Annotated in this window: 18 protein-coding genes and 2 pseudogenes; 12 read left to right on the top strand and 8 right to left on the bottom strand. The window is 63.9% G+C overall.

Translation table 11 applies throughout. From position 1 onward, the window contains the following. The first annotated feature begins 60 nt into the window (after positions 1–60). Positions 61–1,149 (top strand): hypothetical protein, encoded by a 1,089-nt coding sequence (locus tag EV380_RS09030; protein ID WP_130450827.1) that lies wholly within the window; start codon positions 61–63, stop codon positions 1,147–1,149. A 68-nt stretch (positions 1,150–1,217) separates the two neighbouring features. Then, a pseudogene (locus tag EV380_RS09025) lies at positions 1,218–1,385 on the top strand (ISL3 family transposase); the annotation flags it as partial. Positions 1,386–1,392: 7 nt separating this feature from the next. Here the strand turns inward: EV380_RS09025 and EV380_RS09020 are convergent. The 3 genes from EV380_RS09020 to EV380_RS09010 all read right to left on the bottom strand — a co-directional run bounded on the left by EV380_RS09020 (position 1,393) and on the right by EV380_RS09010 (position 5,401). After that, the gene (locus EV380_RS09020; RefSeq protein ID WP_165391921.1) at positions 1,393–3,978 is read right to left on the bottom strand and encodes a DEAD/DEAH box helicase; all 2,586 of its coding nucleotides are present in this window, start codon (positions 3,976–3,978) and stop codon (positions 1,393–1,395) included. Between the two features lie 280 nt (positions 3,979–4,258). Then, the gene (locus tag EV380_RS09015) at positions 4,259–4,690 is read right to left on the bottom strand and encodes a transposase (RefSeq protein WP_130450823.1); all 432 of its coding nucleotides are present in this window, start codon (positions 4,688–4,690) and stop codon (positions 4,259–4,261) included. Between the two features lie 429 nt (positions 4,691–5,119). Next, the gene (locus tag EV380_RS09010; protein ID WP_130450821.1) at positions 5,120–5,401 is read right to left on the bottom strand and encodes a hypothetical protein; all 282 of its coding nucleotides are present in this window, start codon (positions 5,399–5,401) and stop codon (positions 5,120–5,122) included. 110 nt (positions 5,402–5,511) lie between these two features. Here EV380_RS09010 and EV380_RS09005 point away from each other — a divergent pair, with 110 nt between their 5' ends. Continuing rightward, entirely contained in the window at positions 5,512–6,348 is an 837-nt protein-coding gene (locus EV380_RS09005; RefSeq protein ID WP_130450819.1) for an SDR family NAD(P)-dependent oxidoreductase, read from the top strand. Positions 6,349–6,418: 70 nt separating this feature from the next. Here the strand turns inward: EV380_RS09005 and EV380_RS09000 are convergent, their stop codons facing one another. Continuing rightward, positions 6,419–6,997 carry a helix-turn-helix domain-containing protein gene (locus EV380_RS09000; RefSeq protein ID WP_207219375.1) on the bottom strand — a complete coding sequence of 193 codons (579 nt, stop codon included), beginning with the start codon at positions 6,995–6,997 and terminating at the stop codon, positions 6,419–6,421. Positions 6,998–7,095: 98 nt separating this feature from the next. On the opposite strand from EV380_RS09000, the gene EV380_RS08995 reads away from it, so the two are divergent. Beyond that, entirely contained in the window at positions 7,096–7,398 is a 303-nt protein-coding gene (locus EV380_RS08995) for a putative quinol monooxygenase (protein WP_130450817.1), read from the top strand. Between the two features lie 51 nt (positions 7,399–7,449). Here EV380_RS08995 and EV380_RS08990 read toward each other — a convergent pair whose 3' ends face one another. Together EV380_RS08990 and EV380_RS08985 are read right to left on the bottom strand one after the other, a co-directional pair. After that, positions 7,450–7,857, bottom strand: a complete 408-nt coding sequence (locus tag EV380_RS08990) for a PIN domain-containing protein (protein ID WP_130450815.1) — start codon at positions 7,855–7,857, stop codon at positions 7,450–7,452. A 4-nt stretch (positions 7,858–7,861) separates the two neighbouring features. Next, complete coding sequence (locus EV380_RS08985) at positions 7,862–8,092, bottom strand: type II toxin-antitoxin system VapB family antitoxin (RefSeq protein WP_130450813.1); 231 nt, start codon at positions 8,090–8,092, stop codon at positions 7,862–7,864. Between the two features lie 125 nt (positions 8,093–8,217). Here EV380_RS08985 and EV380_RS08980 point away from each other — a divergent pair, with 125 nt between their 5' ends. Both EV380_RS08980 and EV380_RS08975 read left to right on the top strand, forming a co-directional pair. Continuing rightward, positions 8,218–9,426 carry an MFS transporter gene (locus EV380_RS08980; protein WP_130450811.1) on the top strand — a complete coding sequence of 403 codons (1,209 nt, stop codon included), beginning with the start codon at positions 8,218–8,220 and terminating at the stop codon, positions 9,424–9,426. A 61-nt stretch (positions 9,427–9,487) separates the two neighbouring features. Continuing rightward, positions 9,488–10,183: an alpha/beta fold hydrolase gene (locus EV380_RS08975; RefSeq protein ID WP_130450809.1), complete on the top strand. Its 696-nt coding sequence runs from the start codon at positions 9,488–9,490 to the stop codon at positions 10,181–10,183. A 41-nt stretch (positions 10,184–10,224) separates the two neighbouring features. Here EV380_RS08975 and EV380_RS08970 read toward each other — a convergent pair whose 3' ends face one another. Beyond that, positions 10,225–10,944: an alpha/beta hydrolase family protein gene (locus EV380_RS08970; protein WP_130450807.1), complete on the bottom strand. Its 720-nt coding sequence runs from the start codon at positions 10,942–10,944 to the stop codon at positions 10,225–10,227. A 145-nt stretch (positions 10,945–11,089) separates the two neighbouring features. On the opposite strand from EV380_RS08970, the gene EV380_RS08965 reads away from it, so the two are divergent. From EV380_RS08965 to EV380_RS08950, 4 genes and pseudogenes are all read left to right on the top strand, one after another. Next, the gene (locus tag EV380_RS08965) at positions 11,090–11,269 is read left to right on the top strand and encodes a hypothetical protein (RefSeq protein ID WP_130450805.1); all 180 of its coding nucleotides are present in this window, start codon (positions 11,090–11,092) and stop codon (positions 11,267–11,269) included. A gap of 77 nt (positions 11,270–11,346) precedes the next feature. Then, positions 11,347–12,420, top strand: a complete 1,074-nt coding sequence (locus EV380_RS08960) for a DNA polymerase III subunit beta family protein (protein ID WP_130450803.1) — start codon at positions 11,347–11,349, stop codon at positions 12,418–12,420. A 58-nt stretch (positions 12,421–12,478) separates the two neighbouring features. After that, positions 12,479–12,988, top strand: coding sequence for a hypothetical protein (locus EV380_RS08955; protein WP_130450801.1), 510 nt, complete (start codon positions 12,479–12,481; stop codon positions 12,986–12,988). Further along, positions 12,985–13,680, top strand: a pseudogene (locus EV380_RS08950) (transposase family protein). Before EV380_RS08955 ends, EV380_RS08950 begins: the two are co-directional and overlap by 4 nt. 86 nt (positions 13,681–13,766) lie before the next feature. Here the strand turns inward: EV380_RS08950 and EV380_RS08945 are convergent. After that, the gene (locus EV380_RS08945) at positions 13,767–14,267 is read right to left on the bottom strand and encodes an HPP family protein (protein WP_130450799.1); all 501 of its coding nucleotides are present in this window, start codon (positions 14,265–14,267) and stop codon (positions 13,767–13,769) included. 140 nt (positions 14,268–14,407) lie between these two features. Between EV380_RS08945 and EV380_RS08940 the strand changes: the two genes are divergently transcribed. Beyond that, a complete protein-coding gene (locus EV380_RS08940) occupies positions 14,408–14,959 on the top strand; it encodes a TetR/AcrR family transcriptional regulator (RefSeq protein WP_130450797.1) in 552 nt (183 codons plus the stop codon). A gap of 61 nt (positions 14,960–15,020) precedes the next feature. Beyond that, positions 15,021–15,620, top strand: coding sequence for an ASCH domain-containing protein (locus EV380_RS08935; RefSeq protein WP_130450795.1), 600 nt, complete (start codon positions 15,021–15,023; stop codon positions 15,618–15,620).

Genomic DNA, 15,620 nt, shown 5'->3' with positions numbered 1-15,620 from the left:
GCCGCCACCTCTGAGGAGGTCGCACGCGATTGGACACCCCGGGACGTCGAAAGGAGAGCGATGCGGATTCTCCTACTCGAGTGCAGCCCATTGCTGCGAAGATGGCCGAAGTCTTCTAAAGCATGGATGGATCATTTGCCGACCATTTCGCAGCGACACCGCTTCTGGTCGGAAGTACCTCAGTCCCGGGTCGACTGGGCGAAGACACGTCGGCGCGGATGGCCGCCCGAGCACTTCGCGATTCGCAAGCGGCACCGTTCAACCGACCAGGTGACCCTTAGTGTGCTCGCCTGGACCCTAGGACGATTGAAGGGGGCATTCGAGGCTTCGCAGAGCCTGACGAAGTCGCACGCGACCGCTACGGAGGAACTCTCAAACGACGTGCAACGAATCATCAGCCACACGTTGCCGTTACTGAACTTGCTGGACGAATCTGACGAGGGCGTTCCTTCGCGGGACTCGATTCGTGCTGCACGGGGCGCAGGGTGGCCCTGGAACGCCGTCGCGGACGTTGCCGAAGTCTTCGTCGCGCTTGACCAAGGCGGCGCTGAAGCCCTCGCCCGACGGTTGCTGCGCCCCGACGGATTCCCCGAGTCACTCTTCCAACTGAGTGTACTAGGCGGCGTGCTGGTCGCCGCACACGAGCTCGGCGCTCAGTTAACGAGCTTGCGCCCTATCGGCCACATGACCGACGGGCCGGTGTACCAGATCCAGATGCCTGGGCAGGAGCCCTGGGACCTATGGTGCGAGGCCGCGCGTTGCTGGAAGGCATACGGTGTCGAAGACCATTACCGCGACATGGCAGCCGCCCTAACAACGAGCGAACGGGCCCCCTTTCAGGCCAGAAACATACGCCCCGACATCGTGCTGGCTCGTCCCAGCGACCGCGCACTCGTCTTCGAATGTAAGTACCCGGGCGAGAGCCTCGACTCCGGGTACGTGGCGCATGGCATGTATCAGGCCGCGTTCTACGGTCACCAACTCGTGCCGGCCTTCTCAGAGGTTGCTGGTTACTCTATCGGGCCTTCGGAACTCGTGCCAAAGCACGAGGAGCGAGTCGTCAATGGGATCGTCGTGGGGCTGACCAGCCCACGTTCTCTGCGGCACCTCGTGGCAAGAGCTATGCGCACCGAACAACTCGGGGCGTGATCTCCAGCGACGCAAGGGCGTCCTATGGTGGACTCGGATATTGGTCGTACCAATAAGCCTGATCGCGATCCCACTTTGACCGACCCGGCACCAGCAACGCGCGCGCCGAAGCGATCGACGGTTGCTTCGAACACCTCCGTGGGTCCGCGCCAGGCTTCCGAAACCTCTCCCACTACATCGCCCGCAGCGTCCTCGAAGTCGGAGGACACAGACCACGTCTACGCCCTTATTCATAATGAGCACCTATTTGACCGGCTCTCGGGTGAGACGTTCTTTGACTTGCTCTGGGAGCAATTTACTACCCCAGAGAGTTTTGGCTATTTCGTTCCTTTGGCCCGTGTCATCACAGTCGGTAGCAAGCGACCGAATAGATGACCAAACTTGCTTAGTCTCCTTGGCAATTTGCATGATCGTATCTGGCGATACTAAGTAGACGTTTCGATTGGCTGCGGGGACGGCGTCTGGCTTCACAGCCATTTTAGGGCTGATGATCACGCTGAAGCTTCCTTCTGGGTAGTTCTCGAGCTCTTCGTCATTGGCAACCATGTCGAGTTGAGTGTTTGTCTGGCGGACGTAGGTTGCACTGATAGATCCACCGGATAGTTGCTCGCTCTTTGCCTCCAGCGTGATCCACAATTGTGGCAGTAGCCAAACACTATCCGCCCTTGCACTACCTTCCGGTTTGAAGGTTCGCATTCCCAAGAACTTGCCCAATGCGGTAAGGCCACGTTCGTATTTGTCTGCGGCAGTCTGGCCAAGGTCAGCGATCATCTGCGTGAGCTGAGTCTGCAACTTGGTTGAGCGAATACCGGATGCCGCAAACGCGTGAACAGCGCCTACAGCCTCGTCGTCCCAGGCGTCGAGCGTCGGAATGGTTGTCTTGTTTCGCTGTATCTCCTTCAGCCACGTAGTTCCAAATGAGGAATTATGGGCGTAGTCGAGATATTCCTGAGCTTTTAACCCGGTTTCAGCACCTTCTGCAGCCGCTAACGCTAACCATGAGTGAGCAAGATAGGCCCACAGGGACCGATACGGAGTAAGCTCCGTGCCGTTCAGCCCAGCGTGTACCTCCATCGCAAGTTGTCCGGCGGCTTCCCACTGCTCGGCCCAAGCCTCGCGCCAAGCCATGACTTCCTTACGTGAGGAACTTGCCAAGGTGCCGGACTCCGCATACTGCCTGACCTCTGAATCTTCACGCCATTCGATGATCTGCGGCTCCGCCTGTTTCGCCCATTTGGCGTCCTGATTAAGTGCACTCTTTGTCAGGGCCAGGAGTATTGTCTCCGTGACGCTATCGCTCGTATGCAAACCGAACCGGATTTCCGCTTGGAGTTCCCTAGGCATCGATTCGATATTTTCGTCTCTGGAAAGAAAGCGTACCAACGCCTCATCTTGGACGACGACGACAGAATAATCTTTCGGGCCTCTCGTGCATCGTCCGAGCCCCTGAACAACGCGTGTTCGAATTCGTTCCTGGAGCACGCTCCTTGCACGGAGTTTCGTCTCGAAGAACCTATCTTGAAGATGGCTAGTGCCTGGAAGTCCGTGAATTAGCATCATCCGGCAGGTGTCATCTGCGAGATCCATACCGTCGTACCTGTTGGCCGCCAATAGGGTACCAGCCGTTGATTCAGCAAACTTCTTGAACTGCCGATCTTTTACACGGAAGATTTCATCCTCCGGAATATTCAGGGCTGTTGCGATCGCCTCGGTCGTTTCAGTGTCCTGACTCAAGACAAGACGTTTGTTGGCGAGATCAAGAATTTGTTTGGTCAGGGACTCGTGATCTTCGGGCAGGGCACCAGGAAGTTGGGCTGATTCCGCGAGGCTCGGAAAAACAAAGAATCTACGGCCGCTTCCTGCCTTCTCCCAGGCCTCCGGAACGCCGATCTTTTCGATTTTGGGCCGTCCGAAAGCACGCTCGAGTTCACCACCTCCACCGATCGTCGCCGATAGGTATATTCGCTGCACTGGATCCACGAAAGGATGATGGTCAAATGTGGGCGGAATCATCGGGCGTATGTACCATTGCGAATTATCGACGAAGAAAAGGCAAGATGAAAGATGTGGAACTACACGCCTAACGGCCCATTTTAGGTTGCCGTCCTGGGTAATCGCTTGCGACAGTACCTGAGCCAGAGAGGACTTATTTTTAGCGATGATCGATAATGGGAGCATGCGCACCTCAGGTTCGAATTCTTCATTCGCGTTCTTGTTTGTGAGACGTTCGATCATCAATGGGTCGAGGTCATCGCTAAGAGCATCGAAAATCTGCTGGTAAGCGTCGATCTTTTTCGGGATTCTGAGTGCCCAAGCTTCGGCTACATAGCCTTCTGCCGCGTGCGCATCGTCGAAAATGATCGATTGCGCGTCGGAAAATTTCGAATATTCATTAAAGATATGGCTATACGTGGTGATCGCCGTCGCTTGGCATCGCGTGTAGGCATTCAGGTCACCTCCAGCCCAAGCTGTGTTGCTCCCAATTAGAAGCACGGTGTTCAACCCCTGTGCTTCGGCGGATGCATGTACTTGCTCCGCCAATTGCTGCGTGGGGCATGCGAACAGGGTTCTGTGTGAGAGTGCTCGGCGTCGCCACTCCGAGATGAGGAGACCAACTAGCGTCTTGCCTGAACCTGTAGGTAGTTCCAACGCCACGTCAGTGTCGTTCTTGTGAACCTTAAAGTAGGTTCGCAGTTGATCAGCTTGGTGTGCCCATAGGACCGGCGCGCGGGTCGGAATCTTAGGTAATGATCCAAAGAGATCCTCTGGACTCGCGGGCGGACGCGACGGGCGCGTGCGTGTGGGAAACGATACTTCCTGGTGGGTCATCGTATAGCCCTTAACTGTGGTATTGACTACAGGTTGACTAACTCTTTGTCGCGCAAACCCCAAATTATGCGCCACCATGGTTAGCTTGCCAACAACGATACGTGCTTGGGTACGGAACTGCGCCCTTCGAAACTCGTGTTGTGTCCCCTTCCCAGTTGAATGGACATTCGAAGTCGACCTGAGGCGGACCTCGTTAGTGCCCCAGCGCGTTGAGGAGTTTACTGGCGTCGCTTGTGAGTGATGGTTCGGCGTTGATCTGCTCGGTCCCCGAGACCGATCATCACAGTTCGCAGGGGCTTGAGCGTGTTGATGAGCTTTTCTGGCTCACGCCCGAGGCGTCTTTCAGGTACCGCGCGACAGCGAGAGCGGAGAAAACGATCGCCAGGTGCGCTTCAACGGAATCTCCGGGGCCGGTAGATGTCCGTTGGGTGCGCAGATCAGTTATGAACATGCGTAAATATTGTTCTACGCGCCAGAGACCGTGGTAGCTGGCGATGACTTCGGCCGCGCTCATCTTCGTGGAGTCAATGTTGGTCCTGTAGTCGTTCCACTCGACGCGGTCGCTGGCCCGCTCGTCGCAGGCCTCGTCGAAGCGACGAGTCCCGGATTTCTCGGTGATGAAGCGAGCCTTCTTCGGGGGCCCGGTCGCCCTCGATGATCGAGATCGCCGGGACTGGACCACGGCACGGGTCGGTTCCTGCTCCGAGGTCATGCCGAGGTCCAGGGCCTGCTGCCCGGGTCGGAGTTTCTGGCGCCCGGAGTGCGTCAGTGCCTGCAGTTCGGCCTCGGTCCGAGCCGAACCAGGATACTCGAGAATCCACCGCGCGCTAGCGATGCTTCTCGACGATCTGTAGACGGTCGCCCCTGACGCGGTCTTCACTTTCGGCGGAAACGGGCTCGTCCTCTCAGAACATCCCGCAGACTAGTGCCCCAAAACTGTCGGATATGGGGCGCTGACTAGGAAAAAGCACTAGAGGGCCCGAGGGGCAGGTCAAGCGGTCCAACTCAGGTTTGAGATTGGTGACTAAGGGCGTACGCAAAGAAGGGCGGAGCTGGGGTGTGAGCAAGATGTCTCATGCCAGTCTTCCACCTCGGACACCATCAGGAACGGTAAGGCAGAGTTTTCAAGTCTGGCCCGGGGCTACGACAACCCGAAGAACGCCACCGCGAGGAGCGGGAGCAGGAACAGGAGCAGCAGGAGCCAGCCCAGCATCATGACCGCATTGAGGATGATGCCCCACGTGGCCACCGACTTGCCGGCTGGTTCCTTCATGAGGCCGATGATGCCCATGACCACGCCGACGATCGGCACGACAAACGTGAACCCGAGGGCCACGGGGCACAGCCCGAGGACCAGCGAGGTGATGCTCGCGCCCCGGGGCTCGGTCCGGATCACGACGGGCGGCTGCTGCGGATACGACATGTCCCCATGATAGATCCGACTAACACGGGCGGGGGAGCGGGGCCGCCGGTTAGTGTGGAGATGAGCGCCGCGGCGCAGACCTGACCTCTACGGGAGACGAGATACACGCCATGGAAATCATTCAGAACGTTTTCGTCGTCACGGGCGGCGGCAACGGGATCGGCCGCGAGGTCGTCCTGCAGCTGCTGGGCCGGAACTCGCGCGTCGCCGCAGTCGACCTCGACGCCGGCGCACTGGCCGAGACCGCCCGCCTGGCCAATGCGGGGGAACTGTTGAGCACCCACGCCATCGACATCACCGACCGCGAGGCCGTCGGCGCGCTGCCGGCCGCCGTCAAGGAGGCCCACGGAAAGGTCGACGGGCTCATCAACGTCGCCGGCATCATCCACGAGTTCACGCCGCTCTCCGAGCTCGGCTGCGAGGTCATCGAGCGTGTGATGAACGTGAACTTCTGGGGCACCGTCAACACCTCGCAGGCGTTCCTGCCGGAGCTTGAGTCCCGCCCGTACGCCGCGATCGTCAACGTGTCCAGCATGGGCGCACTGGTTCCGTTCCCGGGACAGAGCGCCTACGGGGCGTCGAAGGCAGCCGTGAAGCTGTTCACCGAGGGGCTGCGGGCCGAGCACCAGGGGACGAAGCTTGCCGTGACCGTGGTGTTCCCCGGCGCGATCTCCACGAACATCACGGCCAACTCCGGCGTCGAGATGCGCCCTGCGGCCGTGAAGCCTGTGACTGCGGTCAAGAAGGGCAAGAAACCCAAGAAGCACAAGGAGCCTACGCTCACGAGCCCCGAGGACGCCGCCGCGGAGATCGTCCGCGCTGTCGAGACCGGCAAGCCGCGCGTGCTGATCGGCAAGGACGCCGTCATGATGGACCGGCTCTCCCGGCGGCTGCCGGCCAAAGTCGTGACCATGGTCGCCAAGAAGATGGCCCGCTACTTCGAGTAGCGGGCCGCGGGGCAGGCCGGCTGCTCTGCGGGGCGGGTCGGCTGCTCGGCCGGGAGTTTGGTCCGGTAGGTCAAGTGTCCTGCGGGCTCGGGTATTGCACCAGGTTGGAGAAGACCACCGGTCCGTCGCCGTCGTTGCGGTAGCCGTGGGGCACGTCCGCCGGGTGCGTGGCTGCGTCGCCCTCGGTGAGCACGTACTCCTGATCGAGCACGCTCAGCGTCAGCTCGCCCGAGGCCACGTGCACCAGCTCGCGCGTCCCGCCCGGGTGCGGCTGCCCCAGATAGCCCTCGCCCGGGGCCATGCGAAACTCCCACAGCTCGGCCACGTTAGCGCCCGGAAGGGACCCGGCCAGGTGGGCCGAGCCGCCGTCGTTCCCCTGCCAGATGCGCGGTCCCTCGCCCGCGCGGATCACGCGGATCTGCTCGCGCGGCTCCGTCTCCACGAGCGCGACGAAAGAGACGCCCAGGGCGTCTCCGATCGAGGAAAGCACCGCGATCGACGGGTTCGCCTGCCCCTGCTCGATCGTGACCAGCGTGCGACGGCTGACGCCGGAGCGGTTCGCGAGGTCGTCGAGGGTCCACGCGCGTTTGTTGCGCAGCGAGCGCACGCGCTGGCCGATCAGAGCGGCGATGTCCTGGTTCTCGGTCACGTGATCCTCGTCGGTCGTGGGCAAGGGCGGGGTTCAGTCTATCCGGGGCGGACAAGGGAGGCCTTCCAGATGTGGGCGCGCCCCGCTACGTTGAGGACATGACCTATGCAAATGTCGGCCTGCTCGAGGCCACCCCCGGAAACCGCGACGCCCTCGTGGAGATCCTCACCCGCCCGTCCGCCGAGCTCGCCGACGCCGGCTGCCTGCTCTACGAGGTGGGGGTGAATGACGAAGACCCCGAGGCCGTGTTCGTGTCGGAGCTCTGGGTCAGCGCAGAGGCCCACGCCGCGTCCCTACAGCTGCCCGGGGTGCAGGCCTCCATCGCCGAGGCGAGGCCGATCCTGTCCGGGCGCATGGAGGGCATGCGCTTCGAGGTGGCGGGCTCGCCGCTGCGGGAGTAGGCGGCGTCCCATCGACATCAGCGCTCGTTGCGGCGATGTCTCACTCGGTGTTCAAGGGGACAAATACTCGTAAGCGAGCCTGTCGTCGACGCGCGCGATGTGGCTGTAGTCCTGATCGCAGGCGAGGACGGTGGCCTCGTTGAGGATGGCATACGAGGCGATGAGAATGTCGGTTGGGCCGGCTGCACGATGCAGTCCGTGAGACCAGAGCGCCTGCTGGATGCCCAGAACGAAATGTTCGTTCGGATGGTGCTCGAGTGGAAAGCCCAGCATGATCGCATCAACGTAACGCTCGTGTTGATCTGGCGGGGCGGAGTGGCAGAACTCCAGTACCTGGGGTGGGCAGGTGACGAACGCGTCCGATGGGCTGGCAACGATCGCGTTGACCCGGGCAAGAACACGAGGAACTTGCTGGGCCACTCGGGACCAGACTGAATTGTCGACCAGGTAGTCGGTCATGCTTCTACTGGGCGTCTCGGTGCTGGTCAGGCTGCCCGGGCTTGATCGTCGGTGCATGAAGGCCCGACGGGAGGTCGGCCAGCTGGCTGATGGCATCAACCATCTGCTGCTTGGACTTGTGCGCGATCAGGCGTCGGAGCGCTAGGTCGACCACCTCGCGATTGGAGCTTGCGCCGGTCAGGCTCCGGGCCTGCCGGAGCAGGTCGCCGGAAATGTCGATGCTTGTAATAGCCATGATGGGAACCTCCTCTATATAAACCATTGTATATCGACGGCCTGCGCGACGCGAGAGGCTGTGACGCCGCTCATGGTGATGCACTTCATGATGCAGTATGTTGCACGCTGCGATATCGTGGGTCGGTGACGAACTACCGCGATCTCTTCCGTACCCGGGGTGTGTTCCGCATCGTGGTCTCGCAGCTCATCGCGCGATTCCCGGCGGGCATGCTCTCCCTCGCCGCGCTCATCCACGTGCAGCGCCAGCACGACTCCTACGCCGCAGCAGGCCTCGTCCTCGCCGCGCTCGCGATCGGCCAGGCCATCGCCGGACCGCTGACGAGCCGCATCTTCGGCCGCTTCGGCATGTTCCGGGTCATCGGCGTCACCCTGACGATCGCCGCCCTCGCCACCGTCTCGCTCGCGATCCCCGGACTGTCCGTGCCGCTCTACGCGGTCATCGCGTTCATCGCCGGCGCCTCCACGCCGCCCATCCAACCGGCCGCGCGCTCGCTCTACCCCTCGCTCGTCGCCCCCAAGCAGCGCACCGCGCTCTTCGCGTTCGACGCCTCCGTCCAGGAGATCATCTGGATCTTCGGCCCGGTCATCGTCACGTTCCTCTCGCTCTCGATCCACAGCGCCCTCGGCATCCTCGCTGCTGCGGCCCTGCTGGTCACCGGCGGGATTTGGTTCCTGACCGCCCCGCAGGTTGTGCACGCCGTCTCTGGCGAGCCCACCGGGCGCCTCGGCTCCGTCCTGCGCTCGCACGCCCTGCTCATGGTCCTCGCGGTCGGGTTCGTCATCTCCGCGGCCACCGCCATGATGGAGGCCGCCGTCGTCGCGAACTTCGGCCACGGCGGCGTTCAGGCCGGCGTGATCCTCGCGGCCCTGTGCGCCTCGTCGCTTGCAGCCGGGTTCCTCGTCGGCCAGCGCCGGCTCACCCGCTGGTCGCTCGCCAAGCGCCTCGGCCTCGTCGGCGTCGGCCTGGCCCTGGCCTCGATGCAGACCGGCTTCTGGTGGGTCCTCGCCGCCGGCGTCATCGCCGGCGCGGGCATCGCCCCGGTCATCGCCGCCATCACGCACATGACGTCCACGGCGGTCGCCTCGTCCGACGTTGCCGAGGCCTTCGGCTGGAGCACGACGGCGCAGCTCGTTGGCATCGCCGGCGGCAGTTCCGCCGCGGGCGTCCTCATCGACGCCTACGGCGGGCAGGTGGCCCTCGCCGCTGCGGCCGCCGTAACCTTCGCGGGCGTCGGCATCGCGTCGTTCGTCGGCCGGGGCCAGCCGCCGTCGCGCCGCGCCCAGGAGGGCCCGACCCGTCCGATCCCGCGCGTCACGCCCGTCGGAGCGTAGCGCGGCCGATTCGCGGAGCCCGTCACTGTTCCCGGTCGCCCGGACGCGGTAGCGTCTGCGTATGGATGTCATTTTGATCCCCGGATTCTGGCTCGACGGCGCTTCCTGGAACCCGGTCACGCGCGATCTTGAAGCCGCCGGCCACCGCACACTCGCCATGACTCTGCCCGGGAAGGAGTCGCCGATCGCCAGCCGACACGGCATCGGCCTGCGCGACCACGTCAACGCCGTCGTGGACGTTCTGGACTCGATCGACGCGCCGGCCGTGCTCGTGGGGCACTCGGGCGGCGCCGCGATCATCCAGGCGGCCGCAGACGCTCGGCCGGGCCGCGTGGCGCACTTGATCTACGTCGACGCCGTGCCCCTGCCCGACGGGGGAGTCATCAACGACGAACTCCCCGCCGTCGGCTGTTCCATTCCGCTGCCGGGGTGGGAGGTGTTCGACGACGCCGACCTCACCGACCTGAGCGACGAGCTCCGCCAGGAGTTTCGGCGCATGGCCGTCCCGGAGCCGGCGCTCGTCGCCAGCGAGCCGCAATCCGTGCGCAACGACGCCCGCTTCGAGATCCCCGCCACCGTCATCGCGTGTGAGTTCTCCGCGGCCCAGATCCGATCCTGGATGGAGGCCGGGGCGCCGTTCACGAGCGAGCTCGCCCAGATCAAGGACCTGAGCATCAAAGAACTGCCCACGGGCCACTGGCCCCAACTGACCCGCCCGGCGGAGCTGGGGCGGCTGCTGGCCGACGTCGTCGGCTGACGGCTGCGGGTGTCGTTCGGCCGGGATCGCCGGCCGGACGCCTACGTCCGGGCGGCCTCGGTCAGGAACTCCGCGACGAGCGGCGCGAGCGACGCGCCGGCCTCCTCCGGCTCCCGTTTGAGGCCCTTGACGTTGAACGAGTGGTCACCGCCCTCGACCCACGTCAGCGCGGCCTTCCCCGGCTGCGCGTCCTCGAGCTTCGCGGCCACCTGCTCCATCAGGTCGACGCGCGCGAACGTGTCCCGCGTGCCCTCGACGAAGAGCTGCGGGATCCCGATGCCGTACAGGTGCCCATCGCGCAGCTTCTCCGGCTTGCCCGGCGGGTGCAACGGGTAGCCCAGGTGCACGAGTGCAGCCGCCTCCATACCCTCGGCCACCGCCACTGACGCCATGCGCGCCCCGAAGGACTTGCCGGCCGCCACGATGCGCGACGCCGTCGTGGCCTTCTCCTTCGCCGCGTACGCGAGGACCGAGTTCCACGTGCCGACCGCCAGCGGCGGGCGGTCCGGGAACTTCTTCCCGGCCTCCATGTAGGGGAAGTTGAAGCGCAGCACGGCGTATCCGAGCCCGGCCAGGGCCTCGGCGAACCCCGCCAGGAACGGGTGCGCCATGCCGGCCCCGGCGCCGTGGGCCAGCACGACGACGCCGCGCGGCTCGCCGTCCGCGGGCTCGGCCCAGAGGCCGCTCACCTCGGTCTCGACGAGGCCCTTCGGGGTCTCGGCGGCAACGGGGATGGACACGGGGATGCGCGTGATGCTCATGGGGGACATTCTGGCATCCGAACCGGTCCCGAATTGATGCGGTACAGGTCTTGAGCCCGGCGCGGGGCGGGTCTACGATCCGAAGTACCAGCAGGGGCGGGGCACGACGGACCGCCTCTGGAGGTTGGAACGGGAAGGAGAGGCCATGAGCACGCAGACCGAGAAGCAGGTGGGTGACCACCGGTTCGCCGATCACGACTTCGGCTCCGAGGACCTGGAACGCGAGCACCTCGACGAGCTCAAGCACCACGCTGAGGACGAGGAGCACCGCAAGGAAGCGGCCGCCAAGACCGGCTTCGACGAGATCCACGAGGACGACAACTAGCTGTTGTTGGCCAGGAGGTTGTTGACGGTGACAGCTCGGGTTGACCTTCGAGTTGGTTGAAGCTCCATGATGGTCGTGTGACTGATCCTGATTTGATGCCGATTGGTGCGTTCGCGAAACGCGTCGGACTGACAACGAGCGCCTTGCGGTTCTATGACGATGCTGACGTGCTCCGACCTGAACTGGTGGACCCGTTAACGAGTTACCGGTTCTATGGTGAGTCCCAAGTATTGCCTGCCTCGCAATTGCGTCAGCTTCGCGAGATCGGGATGCCGTTGTCGACTATCGGGCGCTTTTTCACCGTTTCTACTACTGAAGCTGCACTACTCATCGACCAGCAGATGGCGAAGGCCAGCGCAGAAGCCGCCTCAGTGCAACGGACGGCTGAGATGCTTAAGGCCTCCCTCGTAGCGGACCCCGGCATCGTGATCGGTGCGCTTTCGGGTCCGGTCATCGCGGCGGCGATCGACGAGGTCCTGGCATCGACTGTTCACGACCCGGAGGCCCCGGCCTTGGCGGGTATCCGTTTGGAAGCCGACCCCGGCTCAATCTCACTGACAACGACGGATCGGTATCGCCTAGCTACAAGAACGCTAGTACCTAGCAAGGCGTCTAGTGTTTCGTGGTCAGGGACACTGGTGGGCGAAGATGTCCAAGCGACGCTCTCCTGGCTGCGCCGAAGCCCCACGGTGACACTAGAAGTGAGCGAGCTGAGTTTTTACTTTCGCGCGGAGGATGGGGTCGCCCACTGCCGCCTGCACACCGAAATCTTCCCTGACTACAGGCTTCTTTTGGGCTCTTTACCTGAAGTGACTCATCGCCTCACTATCGAGAGGCGGCAGGTCCTTAAGGCTCTCGAGCACGCGCCGGCGACGATCGGACTGCGGATCTCGGGCGGCCGGTCCAGCTTGCTTTTGTCGGGTACGGATATGGCTCTCAATGGCACAGCGAAGGGTCTGGATGTGACGGTGTGGTTCGAGTTGACAACGTTATTTCCCGCGTTAAGGCATGCACTGGGCAACGACGTGCTGATTGATCTGCGTGGGACTTACCAGCCAGCCACCATCCGATCGGCCGACGATGGCGATCTCACCACACTCGTCATGCCCTGTCGAGCCGGTCTGCCCGATCGGACGACCCCAACGGCGTGAGGTGCAACTGTTCTACAAAACCATGCCCCGAAAAGACCTCAAGAATAGAACCGAACTCATGACAGAATCTGCCGCAACATCCGACCTGACAATGGAAGCAATTGGAAACGCAGCGGCTTTAGGCCGTCAAGGCGAGCAAGAGTCGGCCCGACGCAACCTGCTGGCGATCTGGCAGCAGATAGGCCCGGTGGGCGATCCGCTCCACCGGTGCACGCTCGCTCACTATATGGCTGACCTCCACCAAGAGCCGGCAGAAGCGCTCATCTGGGACATTCGCGCGCTTGATGCTGCCGATTCGTTGACCGATGATCGCGCCCAACAACACCATGCCAGCCTCCAGGTGGCCGGGTTCTACCCAAGTCTCTATCTCAACATTGCCGACAACCTACGCCGCCTGAGCGCGTTCGAAGTGGCCGCCAAATACATCATCAATGCCAAGCAGCACAGTTCTGCTTTGCCCGAAGGTCCCTATGGTGCGACCATCCTTGAGGCGATCTGCGAAGTCCATAGGGCCATCGACAACCGCGACACCGTCCGTCGAGACTCCGATCCCGGAGCGGCCGGGTGACCCCCAAGAACGCCCCGCTGACGCCGGAAGTCGCCACCGGCTCATTGCGTGTTGTCGCACCCGCTCGACTGCTCACGTCGCCGCCAAGAGGGGCATCTTGCGTGCGACCGCTGCGAAGTGGGTAAACCGGTATAAACAGCACGGAGACGGCGGCTCATCGACCCGAACGGCGAATCGAATCGGCAGCCGCAGACGGTCATCGCCCAACGTCCCGGCCACATGGTCCATATCGACGTGAAGAAAGCCGGCCGTATCCCTGACGGCGGAGGACGGTGCGTCCACGGGAAAATAGCTCCGAGGTAAAGGCGGTTGTGGGCACAAATACGCGAGGAGTCAAGACCGGCTACGTACTCCTGCACTTCCTCCTGCACTTCGCGATCGACGGCCACTCCAGGCTCGCCTACACCGAAGCCTGAGAAGACGAGAAGGCCGTCACGGGCGTCGGGTTCCTCGATCGCGCTAGAACCTGGTTCGCCGCAGATGGCATCACTCCGATCGAGCGGTGCCACCACATCCTCGCTGTCGAGTTGCTCTATGCCCACACCTGGCGCTCAGAAGACGAACGGACTGTCGCGCTCGGAGTCTGGAACCGGCACTTCAATTACCACTGACCGGACCGCGCGCGCCACGGAAAGCCACCCGCATCGGCGACGCCGTCGCGCCTCAACAATGTCCTGGCCTCCTACAACTAACCGCCGCCCCGACCGGGCGTCTCCGCCTGCCCAGCACGCGGTCGGCCGCCGGGTGGGGTTCTCGGTTGTCCGTCACCCGATTGCGATCACCACCAGTAGGTCGGGTAGCGAGGGCCGCCGACCCGCGAACGGAACCAGCCGGCGCCGGCGAGCACGAGCGAGGCCGCCGCAGCGCACAGGACGAAAGAGGCCTGGTCCGTGGTGGCCAGGCAGCCGATCACTGCGGTCGCGGCCGCCGGAGAATGCGCCGTCCGCGTCGCGGCCATGACGCCGAGGGCCAGCGCCCCGGCGATGGCCGCCGCCCACAGCGAGTGGCTGATCCAGCCCACGCCTACGCCGATCAGGGCCGAGAGAACCTGTCCGCCCACGACGTTCCGCGGCTGCGCCAAGGGCAGGTTCGGGGCGCCCGCCACGAGCGCCATGCTGGCTGCCATCGGCGGAATGAGCAGCTCGTGCCCGGTGAGCAGGCCCATGGCCACCAGGGTTCCGAGGGCTGCGGTCGAGGCGAGTACCGACGTGAAGATCTGCTGCCAGGGTGGGCGAGGCGGTGCACTGGGTCGGGATGTGGCAAGGGCGGGGGTGGACATGGAGCTCCTGACTCTTGGCTGGGGCTGTCGCTGGGAGAACGACCATTCTCCCGGTAGCGTCGAGCGTAGAGAATGAGTATTCTCTACGTCAAGACGCCGTTCGAGTTAACGGTGGGCCGGCAAGGCGAAGGGACTGGTCTGTGGAACTGGAAGCGGCGCGCGAGGTGCTCCTGGATGCGGCGGAGCGGGAGTTCTACGAGAAGGGCTATCAGGCGGTCTCCATGGCCGACCTGCGGGGCGCTTCCGGAGTCTCCCTGAAGCAGATTTACCGGAACTTTCCCGGCAAGGAGGCGCTGGTTGTCGCGATGCTCGACCGGCGCGACGACGCGTGGATGGGTGCCCTCTCTTCCCGGGTGGAGCTCGAGGTCGAACCCGCGGCCAGCGTGGGGGCGGTCTTTGACTGGCTGGGATGGTGGCTCTCCGGGGCCGGACATCGGGGGTGCGCATGGGTCAACGCCTACGGCGAGCTGGGTGCGCAGTCACCTGAGGTGACTGCGGCTGTCCGCCGGCACAAGGATCGGTTCCGCGGATACCTCGGCGAAATCGTCGGAGCCGCCGGCGGCGGCGAAGCCACGGCCCGGGCGGTGTTCCTGCTCGCCGAGGGGGCGATGGTCGCTGCCGGGATCGCGGGGTCGGTCGAGTGCGTCCCCGCCGCGAAAGAGGCCGCGCTGCGCCTGCTGGAACCCGTATGAGCTTCCGGGCCGGCGTGCCGGATGCACGCAGACGGCGCATGTCAGGGCCTAGAGTGGCCGTATGAGCGAAGAATTCCAGGCGAGCCAGTCCTCTCTCGAGCGCCCGGGCTCGGCCGCGACGCCGGCCGATTCGGACCGTCTGCCGCCCGTTGATCAGGGTGCGGCGCGCGCCATGTGGAACGAGTACGTGGCGGCGACCGCCGTCGTGCCGGAAGAGTCGAGCGACTACATCGCCGAGTGCTTCGGCGACTCACCTGCGCTCGCGGACGCGCTCCTGCACGCAGTCACCCACGGCGCGAAGCGGGCGACCTCGTCTCTGCTCGTCGAATACGTCGAGGAGGGTGAACCCCGCCCTGAAATCGGGGGCCACTGGGTCGTGTGCGACGGGTCCGGTGAGCCGGCGATCATCGTGCGGACCACCGAACTGATGCTCGCGGCTTTCGACGACGTCGATGCGGCCTTCGCACATGACGAGGGCGAGGACGATCGCAGCCTCGAATCCTGGCGCCGCGAGCACGAGAAGTTCTGGCGCCGCACGCGCGCCGCCGCCGGACACGACTGGCGGCCCGAAGACACGCTGCAGCCCGGCCAGGAACTCGTGCTCGAGCGCTTCGCCGTCGTCTGGCCGCCGGAGTTCGCCGATCGCGGCGCCGCAGCCTAG

Source organism: Zhihengliuella halotolerans, from assembly GCF_004217565.1.
Classification (GTDB): Bacteria; Actinomycetota; Actinomycetes; order Actinomycetales; family Micrococcaceae; genus Zhihengliuella; species Zhihengliuella halotolerans.
This window is presented reverse-complemented; position numbering and strand designations above follow the sequence as displayed.